The 24,209-nt window shown below is 69.3% G+C and carries 17 protein-coding genes; 11 read left to right on the forward strand and 6 right to left on the reverse strand.

Features of this window, described 5'->3' with window-relative positions:
- Positions 1 to 128: 128 nt before the first annotated feature.
- From K343_RS0111240 to K343_RS0111290, 11 genes are all read left to right on the forward strand, one after another.
- A complete protein-coding gene (locus K343_RS0111240; protein ID WP_028008164.1) occupies positions 129 to 725 on the forward strand; it encodes a LemA family protein in 597 nt (198 codons plus the stop codon).
- A 15-nt stretch (positions 726 to 740) separates the two neighbouring features.
- Complete coding sequence (locus tag K343_RS0111245; RefSeq protein ID WP_028008165.1) at positions 741 to 1,574, forward strand: TPM domain-containing protein; 834 nt, start codon at positions 741 to 743, stop codon at positions 1,572 to 1,574.
- 1 nt (position 1,575) lies between these two features.
- Positions 1,576 to 2,076, forward strand: coding sequence for a TPM domain-containing protein (locus K343_RS0111250; RefSeq protein WP_028008166.1), 501 nt, complete (start codon positions 1,576 to 1,578; stop codon positions 2,074 to 2,076).
- A gap of 139 nt (positions 2,077 to 2,215) precedes the next feature.
- Complete coding sequence (locus K343_RS21770) at positions 2,216 to 5,143, forward strand: DEAD/DEAH box helicase (protein ID WP_051278221.1); 2,928 nt, start codon at positions 2,216 to 2,218, stop codon at positions 5,141 to 5,143.
- Positions 5,144 to 5,258: 115 nt separating this feature from the next.
- Complete coding sequence (locus K343_RS0111260) at positions 5,259 to 6,101, forward strand: AAA family ATPase (protein WP_028008167.1); 843 nt, start codon at positions 5,259 to 5,261, stop codon at positions 6,099 to 6,101.
- Positions 6,102 to 6,299: 198 nt separating this feature from the next.
- Positions 6,300 to 7,433, forward strand: coding sequence for a hypothetical protein (locus K343_RS0111265; protein ID WP_028008168.1), 1,134 nt, complete (start codon positions 6,300 to 6,302; stop codon positions 7,431 to 7,433).
- 80 nt (positions 7,434 to 7,513) lie between these two features.
- Positions 7,514 to 8,878 carry a hypothetical protein gene (locus K343_RS0111270; RefSeq protein WP_154662524.1) on the forward strand — a complete coding sequence of 455 codons (1,365 nt, stop codon included), beginning with the start codon at positions 7,514 to 7,516 and terminating at the stop codon, positions 8,876 to 8,878.
- A 178-nt stretch (positions 8,879 to 9,056) separates the two neighbouring features.
- Complete coding sequence (locus K343_RS0111275; protein ID WP_051278223.1) at positions 9,057 to 9,704, forward strand: GNAT family N-acetyltransferase; 648 nt, start codon at positions 9,057 to 9,059, stop codon at positions 9,702 to 9,704.
- 65 nt (positions 9,705 to 9,769) lie between these two features.
- Positions 9,770 to 10,537: a trehalose-phosphatase gene (otsB, locus tag K343_RS21775; protein WP_043112554.1), complete on the forward strand. Its 768-nt coding sequence runs from the start codon at positions 9,770 to 9,772 to the stop codon at positions 10,535 to 10,537.
- On the forward strand, positions 10,534 to 11,934 hold the full coding sequence (gene otsA, locus K343_RS0111285; protein ID WP_028008171.1) for an alpha,alpha-trehalose-phosphate synthase (UDP-forming): 1,401 nt from the start codon (positions 10,534 to 10,536) through the stop codon (positions 11,932 to 11,934). Before otsB ends, otsA begins: the two co-directional genes overlap by 4 nt.
- 97 nt (positions 11,935 to 12,031) lie before the next feature.
- Positions 12,032 to 13,033 carry a sodium:calcium antiporter gene (locus tag K343_RS0111290; protein ID WP_154662525.1) on the forward strand — a complete coding sequence of 334 codons (1,002 nt, stop codon included), beginning with the start codon at positions 12,032 to 12,034 and terminating at the stop codon, positions 13,031 to 13,033.
- Positions 13,034 to 13,170: 137 nt separating this feature from the next.
- On the opposite strand, the gene acs is transcribed toward K343_RS0111290, so the two are convergent.
- The 6 genes from acs to K343_RS0111320 form a co-directional block, all read right to left on the reverse strand.
- Positions 13,171 to 15,138 (reverse strand): acetate--CoA ligase, encoded by a 1,968-nt coding sequence (gene acs / locus K343_RS0111295; protein WP_028008173.1) that lies wholly within the window; start codon positions 15,136 to 15,138, stop codon positions 13,171 to 13,173.
- A 165-nt stretch (positions 15,139 to 15,303) separates the two neighbouring features.
- Positions 15,304 to 16,980: an MFS transporter gene (locus K343_RS0111300; RefSeq protein WP_028008174.1), complete on the reverse strand. Its 1,677-nt coding sequence runs from the start codon at positions 16,978 to 16,980 to the stop codon at positions 15,304 to 15,306.
- A gap of 222 nt (positions 16,981 to 17,202) precedes the next feature.
- A complete protein-coding gene (locus K343_RS0111305; protein ID WP_245585179.1) occupies positions 17,203 to 18,207 on the reverse strand; it encodes a CE1 family esterase in 1,005 nt (334 codons plus the stop codon).
- A 389-nt stretch (positions 18,208 to 18,596) separates the two neighbouring features.
- Entirely contained in the window at positions 18,597 to 22,004 is a 3,408-nt protein-coding gene (locus tag K343_RS0111310) for a choice-of-anchor D domain-containing protein (RefSeq protein ID WP_028008176.1), read from the reverse strand.
- Positions 22,005 to 22,007: 3 nt separating this feature from the next.
- Complete coding sequence (locus K343_RS0111315) at positions 22,008 to 22,736, reverse strand: hypothetical protein (protein WP_028008177.1); 729 nt, start codon at positions 22,734 to 22,736, stop codon at positions 22,008 to 22,010.
- A gap of 131 nt (positions 22,737 to 22,867) precedes the next feature.
- Positions 22,868 to 24,208 carry a sigma-54-dependent transcriptional regulator gene (locus tag K343_RS0111320; RefSeq protein WP_028008178.1) on the reverse strand — a complete coding sequence of 447 codons (1,341 nt, stop codon included), beginning with the start codon at positions 24,206 to 24,208 and terminating at the stop codon, positions 22,868 to 22,870.
- Position 24,209 lies beyond the last annotated feature (1 nt).

The following is a 24,209-nucleotide window of genomic DNA, read 5'->3' on the forward strand; positions in this document are numbered from 1 at the left end:
TTCGCTCGCGACGCTTCTTCGGCGTTTCCCCGGCGCACGGCTGCTCTTGAACCGCTGTGGTCTGGCAACATCTTGAAGCTCGGGTGCGCGTACACTGGCGCCCGCCACTTTCGCTACGGGAGTTCGCCATGCGTCATCTGATCCGCCTGATGCTGCTGTCGTCCGTGCTGCTGCTGTCCGCCTGCGGCTACAACACGCTGCAGAGCGAGGACGAGCAGATCAAGGCCGCGTGGGCCGAAGTGCTGAACCAGTACCAGCGCCGCGCCGATCTGGTGCCCAACCTCGTCAACACGGTGAAGGGCTACGCCCAGCACGAGGAGCAGGTGCTGACCGAGGTCACCAATGCGCGCGCCAAGGTCGGGCAGGTCAACGTCAGCAACGACAGCTATAACGACGAAGGCAAGCTCAAGCAGTTTGCCGCCGCGCAGGGCGAGCTGAGTTCGGCGCTGTCGCGCCTGCTGGTCGTTTCCGAGAACTATCCGCAGCTCAAGGCTGACACGCTGTTCCGTGATCTGCAGGCGCAGCTGGAGGGCACCGAGAACCGCATCACCGTCGCGCGCAACCGCTATATCCAGGCGGTGCAGGCCTACAACACGACGGTGCGCTCGTTCCCGACCAATCTCACCGCCAAGGTCTTCGGCATGCAGGTCAAGCCGAGCTTCACGGTCGAGAACGAGAAGGCGATCTCGGAAGCGCCGAAAGTCGATTTCGGCAGCGGCAAGTAAGCCGGGAGCGGCGCCGTGCTGCTGCGCGCGTTCATCGCGCTGACGCTGCTGCTCGGTACCGCGCTGGCGCGCGCCGACGTGCCGGTGCCGGCGCTGGCGGCGCGCGTCACCGACCAGACCGGCACGCTCGACGCCGCGCAGCGCGCCGCGCTGGAGGCCAAGCTGGCCGCCTTCGAGCAGGCCAAGGGCAGCCAGATCGCGATCCTGATCGTGCCGAGCACCGAGCCGGAGACGATCGAGCAGTATTCGATCCGCGTCGCCGAGCAGTGGAAGCTGGGCCGCAAGGGCGTCGATGACGGCCTGCTGATCCTCGTCGCGCGCAACGACCGCACGATCCGCATCGAGGTCGGCTACGGCCTCGAAGGCGTGGTGCCGGACGCAATCGCCCATCGCGTGATCGACGAGATCATCGTGCCGAAGTTCCGCGGCGGCGATTACTACGGCGGCCTCGATGCCGGCGTCGATCAGCTGATCAAGGTGATCGACGGCGAGCCGCTGCCGCCGCCGCCGCAGCGACCGGCCGCTGGCAGCGGCAAGCGCATCGAGCCGCTGATCCCGCTGTTGATCATCGCGCTGATCGCCGCGCAGTTCCTGCGCCGCGTGTTCGGCGCCGGGCTCGGCTCGGTGCTCGCCGGCGGCGGCGTGTTCGCCCTGGTCTGGCTGCTGTCCGGCACGCTGCTGCTCGCCGCGTTCTTCGGCTTCGTCGCCTTCATGCTGACCTTGTTCGGCGTCGCCATTCCGCTCGGTGGCGGCGGCTGGAGCTCGCGCGGCGGCGGCGGTTTCGGCGGCGGCGGCTTCGGCGGCGGTGGCGGCGGTTTCGGTGGCGGCGGCGCTTCGGGGAGGTGGTGAGATGGACTGGGCCCGCCTGTTCCGGCATCTGACGGCATCGCCGTGGCGGCGCCGGCGCTGCTTTCCGCCGCAGGCGCTGGCGGCGATCGAGGCCGCGGTGCGCGCCTGCGAGTCGCGCCACGCCGGCGAAATCCGCTTCGCGGTCGAGACCGCGCTGCCGCTGCACCGCGTCTGGGCCGGCCTGACGCCGCGCGAGCGCGCCGCCGAGGTCTTCGCGCAGCTGCGCGTCTGGGACACCGAGCACAACAACGGCGTGCTGATCTACGTGCTGCTCGCCGACCGCGATGTCGAGATCGTCGCCGATCGCGGCGTCGGCAATGCCCGCGTGCCGGCGGCCGAATGGCAGGCCTGCTGCCAGCTGATCGAAGCGCAGTTCCGCGCCGGCCGCTATGCCGACGGCGCCTGCGCCGGCATCGCCGCCGTCGCCGAGGTGCTCGCCCGGCATCCGCCGGACCGGCCCGATGTCGGCAACGAGCTGCCCGACGCGCCGGTACTGCTCTAGCCTCGCGCGGCGGAGCTGCGCCGCCTTCGCGCAGGCTCTAAACTGACAGTCTTTTGACTGTCGAGTCTCCCATGTCGCCGTCGGCGTTCGCGCCTGCCGCTGTTTCCCGACTCTGGTTCGCGCCGCGAGGCGCGCGTCGATGAGCGGGCGTACGGCCGCGCCGGACCTTGCCGGCTTGCTGCGCGAGCTCGACACGGCGCCGCCGGCGGACGAGGAGGCCGACGGCCTGCAGCGTCTGCTCTATCTGCTCGACCGCGATCCCGCGCCGACGCAGGCCGCGGCGCTGCAGGTCATCAGCGCCCGTCGCCGCACCGACGGCGGCTACAGCGGCGCGCAGGCGCAGCCGAAGGCCGCGCACAGCCACGCCCGCCATGTCGGCGAGTTCGATCGCCGGTTGCTGCAGTTCATCGACGCCCAGCAGCGCGAGCCCGGCCCGCCGTGGCGGCTCGACGGCGCCTGGGGCGCCGAGCTGCTGGCCCGCCTGGTCGCCGGCGGTCGCTGTCACTGGCACAGCGAGCAGACGCCGGCATTGAGCCCCGGCGAAGTGCGCCACGGCAGCTTCCGCTGGCGGCTCGGCGATGACGGACGCAGCCAGCTGGGCCTCGAGGTCGAGGGCGCCGCGGCGATCCTTCCGCTGCAGCCGCCGTGGTACGTGGATGTGCGCAAATCGGTCGCCGGCCCGGTCGACTGCGGTGTGCCGGCGGCGCTCGCGGCGCAGCTGCTGCGCGCCGAGCCGCTGCCGCCCGACCAGCTCGCACGGCTCGGCGAGCAGTGGTCGGCGACCCTCGGCGAGCACGCGACACGCGTGCCGCCGCCGCCGGCGGTGCGCTTCCGCCGGCGCCGCGACGTACAGCCGGTGCCGGTGCTGGCACTGCGCCAGACCTGGCTGCCGCAGTCGTGGGCGCGCGAGGAGGCCATCGACGCGGCCTCGCTGAGCTTCGACTACGCCGGGCTGCGTTGCGTGCCGGGCTCGGCGCCGGTGCCGCTGGTGCGCGTGCAGGACGGCCTGGTGACGCAGATCGAGCGGCAGGTGGCGCGCGAGCAGGCGCTGCTCGCGCGGCTGCGGCAGACGCGGCTCGAGCCGGTGCGCGACTACTACCGCCGCGAGACCGGCCTGCTGGCGCCGCCGCCGAGCGTCGGCCGCGCCGGCTGGGTCGACTTCCTCGCCGCCGAGGCGCCGAAGCTGCGCGCCGAAGGCTGGCGTCTGGAGATCGACCCGGATTTTCCGTGGCGCCTGCACGAACCGGACGAGAGCGACTGGCGCCTGCGCGTCGCCGCGCACGGCGACGGCGGCTGGTTCGACGTCGGCCTGCAGATCGTCATCGACGGCCGCGAGACGCCGCTGCTGCCGCTGCTGGTCGCGCTGCTGCGCCAGTCCGGCGACAAGCTGACGCCGGCGCGCCTGCAGGCGATGGCCGACGACGCACCGCTGATCGTGCGCGACGACGCCGGTCGCCTGATCCGCCTGCCGGCGGGGCGCGTCAAGCCGATCCTCGGCACGCTGATCGAGCTTTACGAGGACGCGCCGCTGCGCGACGACGGCAGCCTGCGTCTGCCGCACTGGGCCGGCGCGCTGCTCGAAGGTCTGGGCCGCGAGGGCGGGCTGCACGCCGCCGGCATGCCGCCGGCCGCGCTGGTCGCGATCGAGCCGCCGCGCGGCCTGCAGGCGCAACTGCGCAGCTATCAGCGCGACGGCCTCGCCTGGCTGCAGCAGCTGCGCGCACGCGGCCTCGGCGGCGTGCTCGCCGACGACATGGGCCTGGGCAAGACGCTGCAGACGCTCGCCCATGTGCTGCTGGAGAAGGAGCAGGGTCGTCTCGACCGGCCGGCGCTGGTGGTCGCGCCGACCAGCCTGGTCTTCAACTGGCGCCGCGAGGCGGCGCGCTTCGCGCCGGACCTGCGCGTGCTGGTGGTGCACGGCCACGAGCGGCGCAAGCGCTTTTCGGCGATGGCGCACGTCGATCTGGTGCTGACCACCTACGCGCTGCTGCCGCGCGATCTCGACGCGCTGCGCCGCCAGCGCTGGCACCTGCTGATCCTCGACGAGGCGCAGAACATCAAGAATCCGCGCTCGAAGGCGGCGCATGCCGTCGGCCAGCTCGACGCGCGGCACCGCCTGTGCCTGTCCGGCACGCCGCTCGAAAATCACCTCGGCGAGCTGTGGTCGCTGTTCCAGTTCCTGATGCCCGGCTATCTGGGCGACGACAAGAGCTTCCGCCGCCGCTTCCGCACGCCGATCGAGAAGCACGACGACGCCGGCGTGCGCGCGCAGCTGGCGCGCCGCGTCGGGCCGTTCCTGCTGCGGCGCACGAAGAACGAGGTCGCGCGCGAGCTGCCGCCGCGCACCGAGATCATCCGCAGCGTCGCGCTCGAAGGCGCGCAGCGCGATCTCTACGAAACCGTGCGTACGGCGATGCAGGACGAGCTGCGCGCGGAAATCGAGCGCCATGGTCTGGCGCAATCGCGCATTGCCTTGCTCGCGGCGCTGCTCAAGCTGCGCCAGATCTGCTGCGATCCGCGCCTGCTGAAGAACCCGGGCGCCGAGCCGGTGCGCGAATCGGCGAAGCTGGATCTTTTGATGACGTTGCTGCCGGACATGCTGCGCGAAGGCCGGCGCATCCTGCTGTTCTCGCAGTTCGCCTCGATGCTGGCGCTGATCGAGATCGAGCTGAAGGAGCGTGGCATCGACTACCTGCTGCTGACCGGCGCGACCCAGGACCGCGAGTCGCTGGTCGACCGCTTCCAGCGCGAGGAAGTGCCGCTGTTCCTGATCAGCCTGAAGGCCGGCGGCGTCGGCCTGAACCTGACCGCGGCCGATACGGTGATCCACTACGACCCGTGGTGGAACCCGGCGGTCGAGAATCAGGCCACCGATCGCGCTCATCGCATCGGCCAGGACAAGCCGGTGTTCGTCTACAAGCTGCTCAGCGAGGGCACGGTCGAGGAGAAGATCGCCGAGCTGCAGGCGCGCAAGCGCCAGCTGGCCGACGCGCTGTTTGCCGACAGCGGCGAGAATGTCGATTTCGACGCCGAGACGGTGGCCGAGCTGTTTGCGCCGCTGAGCTGAAAACGGGCAGGAGTGACCGCCGAAGCGGCCGGCGCAGGCGCCAGGTGCCACGGCCCGGTCTTTCGAATAACCTGTGAAATCTGTGGTTTTGATTCTCTAGAACGGAAACACCGCAATGCGCTTCGAAGGTACCGAGAACTACGTCGCCACCGACGACCTGATGATGGCGGTCAACGCGGCCGTGACGCTGCAGCGGCCGCTGCTCGTCAAGGGCGAGCCGGGCACCGGCAAGACGCAGCTGGCGCGCGAGATCGCGCGCGCGCTGAACCGTCCGTTCCTCGACTGGGCGATCAAGTCGACCACCAAGGCCCAGCACGGGCTCTACGAGTACGACGCGGTTTCGCGTCTGCGCGACTCGCAGCTCGGCGACGAGAAGGTCCGCGACATCGGCAACTACATCGTCAAGGGCAAGCTCTGGGAAGCGTTCACCGCGGAGCAGCAGCCGGTGCTGCTGATCGACGAGATCGACAAGGCCGACATCGAGTTCCCGAACGACCTGCTGCGCGAACTCGACCAGATGGAGTTCTACGTCCACGAGACGCGCGAGACGATCCGCGCCAGGAACCGGCCGATCATCATCATCACCTCGAACAACGAGAAGGAGCTGCCGGATGCGTTCCTGCGCCGCTGCTTCTTCCACTACATCCGTTTCCCCGACAAGGAAACGATGCAGAAGATCGTCGATGTGCACTTCCCGGATCTGAAGAAGAACCTCACGAAAGACGCGATGGAAGTGTTCTTCGGCCTGCGCGAGCTGCCGGGCCTGAAGAAGAAGCCGTCGACCTCCGAGCTGCTCGACTGGCTCAAGCTGCTGATGGCCGAGGACATCGATCCGGCGGTGCTGCGCGAAGCCAGCACCAAGAAGACGCTGCCGCCGCTGTACGGCGCGCTGCTGAAGAACGAGGCCGACGTGCACCTGTTCGAGCGCGTCGCCTTCATGGCGCGGCGTTCGAGCTGAAGAAACGGCACGCCGGCGCGGATGGCGCCGGCGTGCGGTGTCAGGCATCTGTCCGCGCCGCGGGGGGCGGCGTCGGCGACGATGCGAACTGCCGCACGAAACAGCGGCGCGTGCGTGCGTCCGTGTGTCCGAGTGCACGGTCGGCCGCCGGCGCAGCTGCTGAACTCGCGGCCCTTCGAATCCGGTGTGGGGGATGACATGAAATCGATCTGCAAGCTGATGGCCGTGGCCGCGGCCGCATCTGCGTGGTTCGGGCCGCTGGCGGCGCAGGCGGCGGGTGATGAGGCGCTGGCGCCGTGGTTCGACCGTGCGCCGGCGCCGCCGAAGACGGCGACCGAAGCGGCGGCACGAGTCCGTTTCGAGGGTGATCGCGCGACGCTGGACGGCGCGGCGTTCGCGGCCTTCCAGCGGCAGTACGACGCCCGCCGGCAGGCGATCGAGGCCAGGATGCAGGCGGCCGTGGCCGAGGGGCAGGTCGCCGCGCAGGGCATGCACCAGGATCTCAACGTGGCGGCCGGCGAGGACGTCACCAGCGAGGCCTTCCAGGAAAAGTTCGAGAAGATGTCGGACGCCGAGAAGATGGCGCTGGCGATGAAGATGAACAGCCAGATGCAGAAGAGCATGGGCAGCAGCTACGCCGGCGGCGCGAACTTCGCCGGCCAGGAGCCGCCGGCCGTGCAGGCGGCGACGCGTACCTACCTCGCGTACCAGCAGCAGTCGGCGGCGCAGGCGCAGGATGCCGTGGCCAACGCGCAGCTGATCGCCGGCCTGGAACGGGCGCACCGCGAGCTCGACCAGCGGCTCAGCCGCGAGGCGGCGGCCTGCGTCGCCAGCGGTGATGCGGCCCAGGCGCTGCCCTGTCTGCGGGCCAAGACAGCTGCGTGCTGGGACCAGCATGCGGCGCTCGGTGCGCAGCAGCTGACGCAGCTGCAGGGCGCGTACCAGCAGCAGCTGGCGCGCAGCCGCAAGGCGGCGGCCGAGGCCGACCGCGTGCTCGCGCCGGCCCAGTACGGTGCCGCCGCGCGCAGCTATACCGGCCGTTCGCAGCTGTACGGCTATCAGAGCCAGATTCTCGGCGAGGTCGACGGGCTCGCGAAGCTGTCGCAGGCGGCGTGGCTATACGGCGGCGCCTGGTCGGCCGGCAAGAGCGCCGCGCCCGCCGGGGCTCTCTACATCGCCGGCGGCGAGGCCAGCTGCGGTTATGAAACCCGTTTCGGTCGCGCCGGCAGTTCCGGGCGCAGCGGCAGCTCGCGTCCGTCGACGCCGGCGACGCAGGCCGCCAAGAGCGTGCAGGACGGCGCCAAGAAGGTGCTCAACTGGCTCGGCCGCTGAGCCGCGGCTGACGGCGCGCTCGCCGCGCTGCCGCTGTGGAGGCGCAAGGGCGTGATGCGCCGGCAGGCGCTGTGTGGCGCGTGCCGCTGCTGCTCGTGCTCGCCGTCGCGCTCGCGTATACGAACGCGCTCGGCGGGCCGTTCCAGTTCGACGACTTCGATGCCTTCGTCGAAGTGCCGGCTGCGCACGACTGGGCGGCGTGGTGGGCCGATCTCGGCCGCGGCCTGCGACCGCTGCTCAAGCTCAGCTATCTCGTCGACTGGCAGCTCGCCGCGCGCTTCGGCGGCGGTGCGCTCGTCTTTCATCTCGACAATCTGCTGATCCACGCGGCGAACGTGCTGCTGGTCGCGCGACTCGTCGACCGGGCCTGCGTCCGCTGGCTGCCGGCGCTCGACCTTGTGGCACGCCGGCGCGCCGTGCTCGTCGCCGCGCTGCTGTTCGCCCTGCATCCGGCGCAGACCGAAGCGGTCACCTACATCAGCGGCCGCTCGGTGTCGCTGATGACGCTGCTGATGCTGGCGTCGACGCTGGCCTATCTGCAGCGCCGCTGGTGGCTCGCCGCGGCGCTGTACGTGCTGGCGATGGCGACCAAGGAACCGGCGGCGGTGCTGCCGCTGCTGTTCGCGCTCGCCGAAGCCTGCGGCCTGTCGTGGCGGCGCGCCGACGGCCCGCGGCGCGGCGTCGTCTGGCGCCTCGGCGCTTTCCTGCTGCTGCCCTTGCTGCTCGGCGGCTGGATGGTGCTGCATTCGCGCTATCGCGAATTTCTGCTCGCGAGCCTCGGCACGCGCACGATCGGCGACAACCTGCTGTCGCAGCTGCAGGCGCTGCGCTACCTGGCGGAACTGGCGCTCGGCCTGCGTGCGCCGAACATCGATCCCGCGCTCGCCGGGGCGACGCAATGGACGCCGGCGCTGGCCGCGAGCGCCGCGCTGTTGCTGGCGCTGCTGGCGGCGACGGTCGCGCTGCGGCGTACGCGGCCGTGGTGGAGCTTCGGCCTCGGCTGGTGCCTGATCGGTCTGCTGCCGACCAATTCGATCCTGCCGCGCTACGACCTCGTCAACGACCGCCAGCTCTACCTGCCGCTGATCGGACTGAGTCTGGCGCTGGCGCTCGAACTGGCGGCGCGCGGTGCGTTTGCTGCCGGCGCCTGGCGGCGCGTCGCGCCGCCGCTGCTGGCGCTTGCGCTGCTGCTCGGCGCGGGCACGCAGCGTCGCAACGCCGATTACGCGAGCGAGATCGCGCTATGGCGCGCGACGGTCGCGGCCGCGCCGGACAAGGCGCGGCCGTACAACAATCTCGGCTACGCGTATCAGCTTGCCGGCTGTGACGCCGAGGCCGCCGCCGCCTACCGGCGCGCGCTCGAACGCGAGCCGGATTACCAGCGTGCCCGTGACAATCTGCTGGTCATCGAAGCGCGGGCCGCAGCGGCGCGCCGCTGTCGCTGACGGCCGGTGACGATTCGATGACACGCTGCGCGTGCCGCGTGCCGCGTGCCGCGTGCCGCGTGCCGCGAGTGCAGCCGGCCGGCGCACGAGTGCCGGGGCCATCGGGTCGGCGTGTCGTTCCGGCGCTGAGGGTTATTCCGATCCCAAGGTCGCTTCGGGCGCGCTACGATCGAACGCCATGAGCGATCATGGCCTTCATCGTTTGCGCACCGACATGCCGATGATCAGGCCGGCCCGAGGGGACGATGCTGCGGCGCTGGTGCCGCTGGTCTACGCCTCGGGGCCTGCCGTGTTCGATTACGTGTTCGGCGCCGCCCGTCGGCCGGCTGCGGCTTTCCTGCGTTATGCGCTCGCCAGCGGCGAGGGCCTGCTTGGCTGGCGCGCGCATCACGTCGCCGAGCACGACGGCAAGGTGATCGCCAGCCTGGCGCTCTATGCCGGCGATGATGCGGCGCGCCTGTCGCGCGCGACGATCGCACAGTACTTCCGCTTCCATCTGCCGTGGACCGCTGTCGGCGTGTTGCGCCGCGCGATGCGGATCGGCGAGATGCAACCGCCGCCGGATGCGCACGATCTCTATATCGCGCATCTCGCGGTCGCCGAAGGCTGGCGCCGGCGCGGCGTTGCATCGCGCCTGCTGGCCTACGCTCAGCGCATCGCCGCCCTGCATGACTGCGAGCGCAGTGTGCTCGATGTCGCCGACGGCAATGCCGCGGCGCGGCGTCTGTACGAGCGGCATGGATTCTTCGCGGCGTCGGTGCCGCGCCGGCTGCCGGGCGCGCGCCTGCCGGCGTCGTTGCGCATGCAGCGCGCGGCGCCGATCTGAACGCGGCATGAACCGCTCGGGTTGTGCTGTCCGGATCGATTGCCGACAATCGGATCACGATGCCAATGTCCCGAGCCCCAGAAGCGGCGTCGCCGCCGCTGCTCGCGCCGCGCGACGCGTTGTTCCTCGACTTCGACGGCACCCTCGCCGAAATCGCGGAGCGTCCCGATCTGGTGCGAGTGCCACCTGATCTGGTTGCGCTGATCGAGCGTACGCAGCGTCTGCTCGGCGGTGCGCTGGCGGTCATCAGCGGCCGGCCGCTGCGCCAGATCGACGAGCACCTGCTGCCGCTGCAGTTGCCGGGCGCCGGCCAGCACGGCGCCGAGCTGCGCGTGCACGGCAATGCCACGCCACAGCGCCGCGCCTGGCCTGGCATTGCGGCGATGGCCGCAGACGTCGCGGCGCGTTTCGGCGCCGATCCGCAGCTGATCGTCGAAGCCAAGGGCGCGGCGGTGGCGCTGCACTATCGCGCCGCGCCGGAGCGTGCCGAGGAATGTCAGGCGGCGATGCGCGAGCTTGCGGCCCGACATGGACTCGCGGTTCTGGTCGGCAAGATGGTCGTCGAAGCGCGGCCGCATGGTTTGCACAAGGGCCTCGCCGTCGAGACGCTGCTGGCGCGACCGCTGTTCGCCGGCCGGCGGCCGGTCTTCGTCGGCGACGACACCACCGACGAGGACGGTTTCGAATTCGTCCAGGCGTGCGGCGGCTACGGGGTCAAGGTCGGGCCGGGCGACAGCGTCGCGCGCTACCGGCTTGATGACGTCGGGGCCGTGCACGACTGGCTCGCGCGCAGCGCCGACGCCGTGGCGCGAGCCCGGGAATCCGCCGCGTGAGCCGCCTCGTCGTCGTCTCGAACCGTGTCGGCCCGCTGCGCGGCGCCGCGCGCGCCGGCGGCCTCGCGGTGGCGCTGGCCGACGCGTTGCAGCGCCGGCGCGGCCTGTGGTTCGGCTGGAGCGGCGAGCTTGCCGAGTCTCCGGCGGTGCGCGCACGGACGCAGACGACCGCCGGCGTCACGCGCGCCACGCTCGATCTGACGCAGGCCGAACTCGACGACTACTACAACGGCTTCGCGAATCGCTGCCTGTGGCCGCTGTTCCACTACCGGCTCGATCTCGCCGCGTTCGACCGCCGCTTCTACGACGGCTATCAGCGCGTCAACCGGCGTTTCGCGCAGACGCTGGCGCCGCTGCTGCACGACGACGATCTGGTCTGGGTGCACGACTACCACCTGCTGCCGTTCGCCGAGACGCTGCGCGAGATGGGGGCGCAGCAGAAGCTCGGCTTCTTCCTGCACATCCCGTTTCCGGTGCGCGAGTTGTTGACGGCGTTGCCGAGCGCCGATCGCCTGGTGCGCGCGCTGATGGCCTACGATCTGATCGGTTTCCAGACCGAAGGCGATCTGCAGGCCTTCCGCGACTACGTGCTGCGCGAGGCCGGCGGCATCATCGACGGCGAGACGCTGCGCGCCTACGGACGCAAGGTCATCGCGCGGGCGTTTCCGATCGGCATCGATACCGCACAGTTCGCGCAGATGGCGCGCAGTGAGGACGCCCGTCGCGACGCCGAGCGCCTGAAGGCGGCGATCTTCAATCGTGCGCAGATCATCGGCGTCGATCGTCTCGACTACACCAAGGGTCTGCCCGAGCGTTTTCTGGCCTACCAGAAGCTGCTCGAGGATTACCCCGACGCGCACGGGCAGGTCAGCTTCCTGCAGATCGCGCCGACCTCGCGTGGCGACGTGCCCGAGTACGTGCATATCCGCGAGGAGCTCGAAACGCTGGCCGGGCATATCAACGGCCGCTTCGCGCAGTTCGACTGGACGCCGCTGCGCTACATCAATCGCGCGATCACGCGCCGCCAGCTCGCCGGTCTGTACCGCATGAGCCACATCGGCTTCGTCACGCCGCTGCGCGACGGCATGAATCTGGTGGCCAAGGAATACGTGGCCGCGCAGGATCCCGTCGATCCGGGCGTGCTGGTGCTGTCGCGTTTCGCCGGCTGCGCCCGGCAGATGACGGCGGCGCTGATCGTCAATCCGTACGATGTCGCCGGCGTCGCCGAGGCGCTGCAGACGGCGCGGCACATGGCCGTCGAGGAGCGCCGCGAACGTCACGCCGAGCTGATGCGCGGATTGATCGAGAACGACGTCAGCCGCTGGTGCGACGACTTCCTCGGCGTTCTCGATCGCGTCGGCCCGCATGCGCCGGGAGATGCCGGGCCTTCCGCTTGATCCGCGTCAGCTCCGGCCTGCAGCACGCCTGCTAGGTTCGGCGCAAAGGGGGGATGGCGATGGCGCGGGATGCGCGTGAATTTCGCGGAGGATGGATATGGCGCCGGTGCTGACGCTGTGGGCGCAGTTTCTGCTGTGTCTCGCGCTGATCGGACTCGGTGGGCCCGAGCTATGCCGCAGCGGCGAGGCGATCGCGCGGCGCACCGGCCTGTCCGGCAGCTGGATCGGGCTGGCCTTGCTCGCCACGGTGACTTCGCTGCCGGAGCTGGTGACCGGCCTCAGCGCCGCTGGTGTCGCCGAAGCTCCGGACATCGCCGCCGGCGACGTGCTCGGCAGCTGCATCTTCAATCTGGCAATCCTGGGGGCACTGGTGGTCGGCCTGCGCCGGCGTCCGGTGTTCACGGTCGTCAGCCGCACGCATCTGATGACCGCGGCGTTCGGCGTGGTGCTGCTGGCGCTGGCACTGACCGGCCTGCTGGTCGCGCCGCGCGCCGCGCTGCCGGCGTTCGGTCATGTCGGCGTGTTCTCCCTGCTGCTGCTCGTGGCCTATGCGCTGGCGATGCGCGCGATCTTCACCGGCGAGGCGGCACAGGCGACGCCGCCGGCGGCCGCGAGCGACGGGCCCGGGCCGTCGCTGAGTGCGGCGCTGGCCCGCTACATCGGCGCCGCGATCGTCGTCGCCGCCGCCGGCGTGTGGCTGCCGCTGGTCGGCGAGCAGCTCGCCGAGGCGATGCACTGGAAGCAGAGCTTCGTCGGCACGTTGCTCATCGCCGGCGCGACCTCGATGCCGGAGATCGTGGTCACGGTCGCCGCGGCGCGCATCGGCGCGATCGACATGGCGATCGGCAATCTGCTCGGCAGCAATCTGTTCAACGTCCTGCTGCTGGCGTTCGACGATGTGGCGTACCGGCCGGGGCCGCTATTGGCGGCGGTCGCGCCGATTCACGCCACGACCGCGGCGGTGGCGCTGCTGATGACCGGCATCGTGCTCGCGGCGCTCGCCTCGGCCGGTGGCACCCATCAGCGGCAGCGCTGGGCCGGCTGGGCGTTGCTGCTCGCTTATCTGCTGAACACCTGGCTGGTCTATCGCGATCCGTGAGCGGACGCGTCGCCGCGGGCCGGGCCAGCGCGGCGAGCGCGTGCCCCGCGTCCGCGGGGAGCGGAAAAAGAAACGGCCGGCGTCCCTGGCGGGGACGCCGGCCGCGTCATGCAGCCCGGTTCGATGCGGCGCCGCGCTCAGGCCTTGCCGGCCAGCTGCGCGACGATCGCCGGGTTCTCCAGCGTCGAGACGTCCTGCGTGATTTCCTCGCCCTTGGCGATCGAGCGCAGCAGGCGGCGCATGATCTTGCCGGAGCGGGTCTTCGGCAGGTTCTCGGCGAAGCGGATGTCGTCCGGCTTGGCGAGCGCGCCGATCTCGCGGCCGACGTGCTCGCGCAGCTCCTTGGCCAGCTTCTCGGCCTCGGCGCCGTGCGGGCGTTCGCCGCGGCAGATCACGAACGCGAACACGCTCTCGCCCTTGACCTCGTGCGGCCGGCCGACGACGGCGGCCTCGGCGACCTTCGGATGGCTGACGAGTGCGCTTTCGATCTCCATCGTGCCGAGGCGGTGGCCGGAGACGTTGAGCACGTCGTCGACGCGGCCCATGATCCAGTAGTAGCCGTCCTCGTCGCGGTGCGTGGAGTCGCCGGCGACGTAGTACTTGTTGCCGAACTGCGCCCAGTAGGTCTTGATGTAGCGGTCGTTGTCGCCCCAGATCGTGCGCAGCATCGACGGCCATGGCTTGCTGATGACGAGGTAGCCGCCGATGTTGGTGTCGTTGAGGATCTCGCCCGATTCGTCGACGACCTCGACGGCGATGCCCGGCAGCGGCCTGGTGCAGGAGCCCGGTTTGGTCGGCACCGCGCCCGGCACCGGCGCGATCATGATGGCGCCGGTCTCGGTCTGCCACCAGGTGTCGACGATCGGCAGCTTCTCCTGGCCGATGACGGTGTGGTACCACATCCAGGCTTCCGGATTGATCGGCTCGCCGACGCTGCCGAGCAGGCGCAGCTTCGACAGGTCGTACTTCTTCGGCCACTCGTCGCCGAGCTTCATCAGCGCGCGGATCGCGGTCGGCGCGGTGTAGAAGATCGTCACGCCGTGGTCCTGCGCGATCTTCCAGAAGCGGCCGGCGTCCGGCACGGTCGGCGCGCCTTCGTACATCAGGATCGTCGCGCCGTTGGCGAGCGGGCCGTAGCAGACGTAGGAGTGGCCGGTGATCCAGCCGATGTCGGCGGTGCACCAGAACACATCGTCGTCGCGCAGGTCGAAGACCCACTGGCAGCTGACCGCGGCGTTGACCAGATAGCCGCCGGTCGAGTGCTGGATGCCCTTCGGCTTGCCGGTCGAGCCGGAGGTGTAGAGCAGGAACAGCGGATGCTCGGCCTCGACCCACTCGGGCTCGCAGCGCGCATCCTGGCGGCCGACGATCTCGTGCCACCAGACGTCGCGCGCGGCATCGAACGGCACCTCGTGCCGGGTGCGCTGCAGCACCAGCACCTTGTCGATCGTCTTGCAGCCCTGCGCCAGCGCCTCGTCGGCGGCTTTCTTGAGCTCGACGACATGGCCGGCGCGGTGGCCGCCATCGGCGGTGATCAGCAGCTTGGCGCCGGCGTCCTCGATGCGGTCCTTCAGCGACGACGACGAGAAGCCGCCGAACACGATGCTGTGGATCGCGCCGATGCGCGCGCAGGCCTGCATCGCCATCACCGCCTCGGGCACCATCGGCATGTAGATGACGACGCGGTCGCCCTTGCCGACGCCGAGCGCCTTCAGCGCGTTGGCGACGCGACAGACCTCGGCGTGCAGCTCGCGGTACGTGTAGTTCTTCGTATCGCCCGGCTCGCCCTCGAAGCGGATCGCGATCTTGTCGCCCTTGGCTCCGAGGTGGCGGTCGAGACAGTTCGCCGAGGCGTTGAGGCGGCCGTCGGCGAACCATTCGTAGTTCGGCGCCTTGCTGTCGTCGAGTGCCTTGGTGAACGGCGTCTGCCAGCTGATTTCCTTCTTCGCGAGATCGGCCCAGAAGCCGACGTGGTCCCGGGCCGCGGCGGCGTGCAGCGCAGCGAGCCGGTCCGCGTCGAGTCGCGCCTTGGCGACGAACTCCGGACGCGGCGCGAACACGCGGTTCTCGCTGAGCACGGACTGGATGTTCTGCTTCTCACTCATGAGCTTCTCCTGCGATCTTGGACGCGGTTTCTCGGCCGCGCTCTTTCGTTTTCGGGACCTTGATGATTATTCCGCATCCCGGCGCCGGATTTCAGCGCCGGATGCGAGCGGCCCCGACACAGTGTGTCGGGGCCGGTACACGCCGGTGGCGCGTCACGCGCAACCTCAGTCGTTGGCGTGCAGCGAACTGCCCTTGGTTTCGCGCAGGAACAGCGTGCCGATCACCAGCGTCATCACCGCGACCACGATCGGATACCACAGGCCGTAGTAGATGTCGCCATGCAGGCTGACCAGCGCGAAGGCGATCGTCGGCACGAAGCCGCCGAACCAGCCGTTGCCGATGTGATACGGCAGCGACATCGAGCTGTAGCGGATACGGGTCGGGAACATTTCGACGAGCCAGGCGGCGATCGGGCCGTAGACCATCGTCACGTACAGGACGAGCACCGTCAGCAGCACGATCAGCATCGGTTTGTTGATCCGCGCCGGGTCGGCCTTCTTCGGATAGTTGGCCGCCGCCAGTGCCTCGCCGAGCGTTTTACCGAACGCGCCGGTTTGTTCCTTGAACGCGGCCTTGTCGAGCGCCTTGCCGTCGAACGAGGACAACACGGTGCCGCCGATCTTGACCTGCGCGACCGTGCCGGCCGGCGCCGCTTCGTTCGCGTACGGCACGCCGGCCTTGGCGAGCGCGCTCTTGGCGATGTCGCAGGAGCTGTTGAAGACCTTCTTGCCGACCGGGTCGAACTGGAAGCTGCACTCCTTCGGATCGGCGACGACGACCACCGGCGCGGTCGCGGCGGCGCCTTCCAGTGCCGGATTGGCGTAGTGGGTGATGGCCTTGAAGATCGGGAAGTAGGTCAGCGCCGCGAGCAGGCAGCCGGCCATGATCACGCTCTTGCGGCCGATGCGGTCCGACAGCCAGCCGAAGAAGATGAAGAACGGCGTGCCGATCAGCAGGCCGGCCGCGATCAGCAGGTTGGCCGTCGTCGCGTCGACCTTCAGCGTCTGCGTCAGGAAGTACAGCGCATAGAACTGGCCGGTGTACCAGACCACCGCCTGGCCGGCGGTCGCGCCGAACAGCGCGAGGATCACCACCTTCAGGTTCTTCCACTGGCCGAACGCTTCCGTCAGCGGCGCCTTCGAGTGCTTGCCTTCCTCTTTCATCTTCTTGAACAGCGGCGACTCGTTCAGCTGCAGGCGGATGTAGACCGAGACCGCCAGCAGCAGCGCCGAGACCAGGAACGGAATGCGCCAGCCCCAGGCTTCGAACGCTTCGTTGCCGAGCGCGAGGCGGCAGCCGAGGATCACCAGCAGCGACAGGAACAGGCCGCCGGTCGCCGTCGTCTGAATCCAGCTCGTTGACTGGCCGCGGTTGTCGTCACGCGCATGCTCGGCGACGTAGGTCGCCGCGCCGCCGTACTCGCCGCCGAGCGCGAGGCCCTGCAGCAGGCGCAGCGAGATCAGGATCACCGGGGCGGCGACGCCGATCGAGGCATAGCTCGGCAGCACGCCGACCAGGAAGGTCGAGAGACCCATGATCAGGATCGTGATGAGGAAGGTGTATTTGCGGCCGACCAGATCGCCGAGCCGGCCGAACACCAGCGCACCGAACGGGCGCACCGCGAAGCCGGCCGCGAAGGCGAGCAGCGCGAAGATGAAGGCGCTGGTGTCGTTGAGGCCGGAGAAGAACTGCTTGGCGATGATCGCCGCCAGCGAGCCATAGAGGTAGAAGTCGTACCACTCGAAGACGGTGCCGAGCGAGGACGCGAAGATGACGCGCCGCGTCTCCGACTTGCTGATGGCGGGTGTGGTAGCGCCGAAGGCGCCGGCCGGACTGCTCATGGTGTTCTCCTCGATGTCGTTATGCCCGTGGCTGCGGTCTGCGCGCACGGTGTCGGACCTTGTGCTTGCAGAACCGATGCCAGCATCGAGGTTGAACGGAAACAGTGACTTGGCGATGACGCTCCGGGGCGGACTGTTACCTAAGGTAACGCGGTGTCACGAAACGAAAGCGGCGCGGCGACCGCTGGGGCCGACGCGCCGCAAGACCCACAGGGAACGGACTCAGCGCGGATGCGCGCTGAAGAAATTCCAGATTTCGGTATTGGCCTTGAAGTCCTGGCTGGTCTTGCCGATCAGCGATTCGGACAAATACTGCCGGCCGCCCGGCCAGGTGTGGCCGCCGTTGTCGACCGTGTAGAGACGCACCTCGCCGCCGCTGCCGCAGCCGGTGTTGGTCTGCACGCGGGTCGTGGTGCCGTCGTCGACGGCGTCCGGCAGCGCCGTGGTGGTCGTCGCGCTGGCGGTGCAGTTGTGCCGGCTCAGCCAGAACGCATAGGCGTCCGGCGCCGACAGCACGCCGATGCGGCCGCCGGCATACGGCACGATCGGGTCGGCGGTGCCGTCGATGAACAGGATCGGGCGCGGCGTCGCCGGCGCGCAGGCCAGCGAAAGTCCCTTGGACATCGTGCCGGCGAGCAGCGCGACGGCGGCGATGCGATTGGACAGCTCGCAGCCCAGGCGCTCGGCCATGAACGCGCCGTTCGACAGGCCGCTGGCGTAGAGGCGATTCGCGTCGAGGCCGAGATAGCCGGTGAGAATATCGATGATCTTGGCGTGGAAGCCGACGTCGTCGACCCCGGTCGAATTGCCCGGATCGTCGTTCCAGGTGTTGTCGACGCCTTCGGGCAGGATCGCCCAGTAGCCGTTGGCGACGACGCCCTCACCGATGATCGTGAGGTTGGCCTGCGCTTCCGGAGTGCCGCCGTTGCCGTGCAGCACGAGGAACGCGGCGGCGCCGGGGCCTGCCGGCTCCGGACGCACGACCAGGAAGCGCCGCGTCGTCCCATCGTGGACGAAGCTGATGTCGAAGGCGGCCGTACCGCGCGGCAGTGTCAGCAGCCGGCCGTTCATCGTCACCACCGTGTTGGCGAACAGCTTGCCGGCCTTCTTGGTGTCCGACACCGTCAGATCCCCGATCGGCCCGGTGTAGGCGCCGACGAAATTGCTGACCGTGGTCGCGGCGAAAGCCGGGGCGGTTCCGAGCAGCGCGGCGAGCAGTATCAACATGCGCATAGATAAATCCTCCCATTTCGCGGACAGCGTAGGGCGCATCGGCGCGCGCCGGGGCGCCGCTCATCTGTCCGCAAGCGCACGTTGGGCGGGGTGTTGCGCTGCAATACGCGCGCTCGCGTCCGGCTCCGACCGCTCGTCCTCGATTTGCGCCCGCTCAGCCGCCGCGCTCTTCAGATGGCGACGGCCGCGCTCGCCGCCGGGTTCCGGGCGCTGCTGCCAGCGGTCGTCGCTGCGCCCGCAGCGGCCAGTTCCGGAACGGCATCCGTCCGCGCGTCACCGCGATCATCGTCCTGATGGGGTCGTTCTGATCTGGTCGTCGTGATCCGGGTGGGGAAACAAAAAACGCCCGCCGGTCGGCGGGCGTTTGTCAGTCGCTTGCGGGCTTAGCGAAGCCGGCGCCGCAGGCCGAAGAGCGCACCAAGCGCCAGCAGGCTGCTCCACGGCAGCGCGCCGCCGTTGTGCTTGCGTCCGCCGCGTCCGCTCATGGCGACGGTCGCCGTCTCGTCGTGCGCGCCGGTGAGGGTCAGCGTTGCGCTGGACGCCTCGGTCGAGGCCGGCGTGAACTTCACATCGATCGTGAACGATTGGCCGGCCGCCAGCGCCGTCCCGTCTGCGACGCTCGAGTTGAAGGTGAACTCGGCGCCGTCGCTGTCGATCGACGACAGCGTGCAGCCGGGTCCGTCGGCGGCATTCTGGACCGTGATCTGCCGCGTCGCGCTGCTGCCTTCTCGTACCGTGCCGAAATCGAGCGTGCTGGGGTTCGTCTCGAACACACAGTCGTAATCGGCGGATCCGCTCAGCGCTACGTGCTGCACCGGTTGCGTGTCGTCGTTCGAATTCACGTCGAGTGTTCCGGTCGCCGGACCGGCCGCGGTTGGCGCGAAACTGAGCGTCACTTTGACGGTCTGGTCTTTCTCGACGAGCAACGGCAGCGTCGTCGCGCCGATCGCGAACGGTGCCGACGTGTCGAGCGAAGTGACGACACAGTTGTTGCCGCTGGCGGTGAGAGACAGTTCGGCCGTCGAGTTGCTGCCGCGTGCTGTGAAAGGAAACTCGACGCTCGAAGGCGCCACGGCCAGCGCACAAGGGACATAGCCCTCCATCGCCGACGTGGCCGGGCCGCTGATGCTGCCGACCACGTTGCGGATCGCCGAGCCGCCGTTGCCGAAGATCAGCAAGCCTTCGACGACGAACGGCGGCGGCAGGTTCCGCGCTACGATCTCCGTGGTCGGGAAGACCAGCGTCAGGACGTTGCTGCCGGCGGCTAGGCTCGTGGTCTTCTGCTGGAAGCCCAACTCGTCGCCAAACAGGCTGCTGAGCCTCGCCGAGTACGTGTAGGTGCCGGCGGCGTCCACCTCGACCGGGAAGGAGACCTCGATGGCTTCGATGCCATCGGTGCCGTTCTCGTCGATGCCGCGTGACGATTCGATGGCGCCGACCAGGACCGGGTTGTGCTCGAAGATGGTGTGGTCGTACGCGGGCGTGGTCCGCGTCAGCGTCGATTCGCCGACCAGTTGCGAGCTGTCGACGCGGATCGCGGTCGCTTTCGCGAGCGTGTACGGGCCGTTTTCGCCGCTCAGATACAGCTCGTTGCCCGGGAAGCTGAGCGCGCCGGATACCGCTTCGGCTGCGCCGGCCGTGAGACGGCCGACGCCGATGACGCTCTGTCCGCCTGATGTGTGCAATTCGCCACGGATGTCGTAGTCGCCCGGCGCCGGCGCCGCGAGCGTGACCGGTATCCGCAGTACGTCGATCAGACCGTTGCCGTTCGTATCGAGCGTGGTGACCGCGCTTGCCGTGTCACTGCTCAGGGTCACCGCGGGATCGATGACCGGGAACAGCACATTGCTGACGCGGGCGCCGCTTGCCGTCTGCGCCGTCAAGGTCATCAGTACGGTGCCGGCGGCATCGGGCCGGAGCACGCCGCTCAGGTCGCTGCCGTCGACGGTGAGCGGCACCGTTGCCTGGTGGGCGTCGGCGTAGGTGACCGTCACCGAGCCGCCGGTCAGCGCCAGCGCGGCGGCGTTACGCGTCATCGAGAAGCGCAAGCTCGTATCGGCGCCGACGACGCCGATTTCGGGCATCGCATAGATATACGCTGTGTCGCTCAGACCGGCGGGGAAAGCCGACAGTACGAGCTTGGTGTTCGCGGTCGTGCGCGTCGCTTTGACGATCACGCGCGCGGTGCCGGTCTGCGTCGAACTGATCGTGCCCTGGATCAGACCCAGCGAACCCAGTCCGAGATCGCCGATCGTGGCGCCGGTGCCCGATGTCGGCGTGACGATGTCGCCGTTCGGAAGGCGGAGGCTGATGTCGTACTGCGCGGGATCGCCGGCGAAGGCGATAGCGAACGATTCGCCGCCGCCACCGGCAAGCGGGAACTCGAGCGTCGCTTCCGCGCCGACGGCAACCGACGCCATCGACTGCGCGAGCATCACGGCGCCCATGTTGCCGTCGCCGGTGCCCGCCACCTTGCGCTTGGCGCTCGTGCCCTGCGCATCCGCGGCGAGTGCGTAGCTGCGCAGATACTGGTCGTAGACCAGCCGCGACTTGTTCATGCCGGTGTGGCAGCTGTCGTCGCTGCTGCTGTTCAGTGGTCCGAGCTTGGTCGCATACGACAGGCCGTGTGCGCTGCCGAGCGGCACGATGCCGTCATTGTCGCCGAGCAGCCACGTCCAGCCCGACAGCAGGCAATTGCCGCCGGTATGCACGCCGGCGAACGAGATCGTCGGTACCGCGGGGTTGGCGCCATGCCGGGCGTTGAAGTACGCCATGTAGGTGGTCGACAGGTTGATCAGCGCGGGATTGAGGGCCGACGCCAGGACCCCGCCGAGCCAGTACTGGAGAACGGTGCCGACGTCGGCGGCCGGACTGCCCTTGTTGGGTGAACCGACCTGGATCAGGCGCACGACATCGTCGTCGTAGGCGCCGCTCTCGATATAGCCGCGCGAGTCGAGGCCGCCCTTGGAGTGGCCGATCAGCTGTACGCGCTTGATGCCCCAGGCCTGCTTGTACGCGGCGATCTTGGATTTGATGTCGCCGGCGTTGTCGGCGATGGAGTCGAAGCCGCCGATGCTGATGTCCGAACCGGAATTCTGCACGCCGTCGTCGTTGAGCCCCTGCAGCACTCCGCCGCCGGCCCAGGCGCCAGGCCCGTCGGACAGAAAGCCGTGCAGGAGCAGTGCGGGCACCGGGGCCTCGATCGTCACGGCAACCCAGTCGATGCCGGTGCACCAGTTCTCGTCCGATCCGCTGGCGGTATCGATGTCGATCTGCAGGACATTGTCGCCCGGGGTGCCGGCGCTGCCGAAGTGCAGCAGGCCGACCGGTACCTTGAACTCGTTCAGATACCAGGCGTTGTTGTAGCCGTTCAGATAGGGGCCGACGCCGGCGGCGTTGTTGACGTTCGTGCCGTTGAGCGAGATGAGGTCGCGTTCCGGCGGAGTCGAGCCGTCCCCGCCGTCGTAATCGACGTCATAGGCCGGGAAGAAGATGCGCGCAGTCGCGCCGAGGCCGCCCTTGGCGACCAGATTGGCGATGGTGTCGGAGAGCACGCGCGGAATTTTCAGCGTGATGACGAGCGGCCCGCCGCTGCGGAAGGTGCAACCGGTGTCGAGCCCGGAACCCGAGTTGACGACGAAGGTCGTGTCGCTCTCGACGGGCGGTGCGATATTCGACGTGGTGTTCTTCGGTGCAATCGACTTGGCATGAAGCGGTGGCGGCTGGTCACGGTCGGAAGCCGAGGCCACCCCTGCCGCCAGCATCAGCGACATCAGTAGAACGAAGCGCATGATCTATCCCCCTGGTGTGATAGTAGGCGCCGGGCATCGGAGAAACGTTGCCTGCACGTCGCCCGGTCGCCACGTGGAGGCGGAGAACCCGGTGCCGCGTTGCGCACGGTCGAGTTCGAAAACGAAGGCCCAGACGCCGTCGGCGGCCAGGATCAGATTCTCCAGATACTGGGATTGCAACGTGCCGCGCGGCAGTCGCCCGCTGTGTTCGCCGTTCCAGAACTCGATGCCGTAGAACACATCACGGCCGGTGTTGTTCTGCAGGTCGATGAAGGTGCGCAACCAGCCCAGCGGACGTGCTTCCTCCGCCTGCACGCGATTGACGACGAGCATCGGACACGGCGCGTCGCTGCGCAGGGCGCGGCGGATGTCGCCGGCGCGGCCGAGATCGGCGGGGAACGTCGTGCGGTCGGAAGCGCTGTGCACGCGCGAATCGTGACGGTGTGCGGACGGCGGCTCCCAAATACCGAATGCATGGCCGTCGCGAACGCTGACGAAGAGTTCCTGAGTGGCGGGCTGCGCACCTTGCCGCCGCAGGCATATGCCGGATTCGCCTTCGCGGCTGCAGGCGCCGTCGATGATGTCGGGCAGCGGCCAGCTTCCGAACAGCTGGCGAATCTGCGGGACGGCATTGAAGTCGATGCGGGTCTGCGCCGTCGCGACGACGGGCAGCATCGCCATCCCCAGCAGGATGGCGCCGCTCCAGCGTGTGCCGTGATGCCGTGCCGTCATGATCGCTGTCCCCCCCCCGGTGGGCTCGAAACAGGCCGTGGGTGTCAAGAATACGTATGGACACTCATCGGAATGAGTGCCAGCTCACGCTTCCGGAGGTGTCTCCGCAGGCAACTGTGAACTGCTCGGCCTCAGCCGCGGCTGCGCGGCAGGTTCATCTTGCCGCGACGTTCCCAGAGCGTCTTGCGGCTGATGCCGAGCGCGCGCGCCAGATCGGACTCGGTCATCGCATCCTGATTGGCGAGCACGAACTGGCGGAAGTAGTCGTCAAGGCTCTGGCCGCTGCTGCCGCCCGCGGCGAATGGCGCGGCGGCGGCCGGCGCCGAGTCGGGAATCGCCAGATGCTCGGGCTCGATCGCGGGGCCGTCGCAGAGGATCACCGCGCGTTCGAGCGCGTTGCCGAGTTCGCGCACGTTGCCGGGCCAGTCGTAGCGGCGGATCGCCGCGAGCGCGCGTTCCGACAGGCGCAATCCGCCGCGGCTCAGGCGCTGGGCAGCGCGCTCGAGCAGATGCCGGGCGAGCAGCTCGACGTCGTCGCCGCGCGCACGCAGCGGCGGCAGCGTGATCTCCATGACCTTGAGGCGGTAGTAGAGATCTTCGCGAAAGCTCTTGTCGCGCACCATCTGCTCCAGATCGCGGTGCGTCGCCGCGAGCAGGCGCACGTCGACGCGCCGCGACTGCGTGCTGCCGACCGGGCGGATCTCGCCTTCCTGCAGCACGCGCAGCAGGCGCGACTGCACGCCGGGCGCCAGCTCGCCGACCTCGTCCATGAACAGCGTGCCGCCATGCGCGGCGGCGATCAGGCCGTCCTTCTTCTGCGTTGCGCCGGTGAACGCGCCCTTCTCGTGACCGAACAGCTCAGCCTCGATCAGGTTGTCGGGAATCGCCGCGCAGTTGACGGCGATGAACGGGCCATCCTTGCGCGCGCCGAGGTCATGGATCGCGCGCGCGACGAGTTCCTTGCCGGTGCCGGATTCGCCGCGGATCAGCACGGTGACGTCGGCGCCGGCGACGCGGCGCACGCGGTCGAAGACCTCGCGGATCGCCGTGCTGTTGCCGACCATGCCGAGCGTCGGATAGTCGCGGCCGAGATCCTGCTTGAGCGCGGCGTTCTGCCGCGCCTGCAGGCCGCTCTTCAGGATGCGCGCGATCGTCAGCAGCATCTCGTCGTGATCGAACGGCTTGGCGATGTAGTCGGCGGCGCCGAGCTGCATGGCCTCGACCGCCGAACGGATGCTGGCGTAGCTGGTCATCACCAGCACCGGTGTCGGTGTCGCGCGCGGGATCAGATCGGTCCCCGGCGCGCCCGGCAGGCGCACGTCGGCGACGACCAGATCGAACTGCGACGGTCCGAGCGCCTCGGCCTCGGCGACACTGCCGGCTTCGGCGATCTGGTAGCCATGGCGCGCGAGCAGGCGGGCGAGCTGGCGACGGATGACGGCTTCGTCTTCGACGATGAGGATGCGGCTCATG

It is taken from the genome of Solimonas flava DSM 18980 (assembly GCF_000426685.1).
In the GTDB taxonomy this organism is placed as follows: Bacteria; Pseudomonadota; Gammaproteobacteria; order Nevskiales; family Nevskiaceae; genus Solimonas; species Solimonas flava.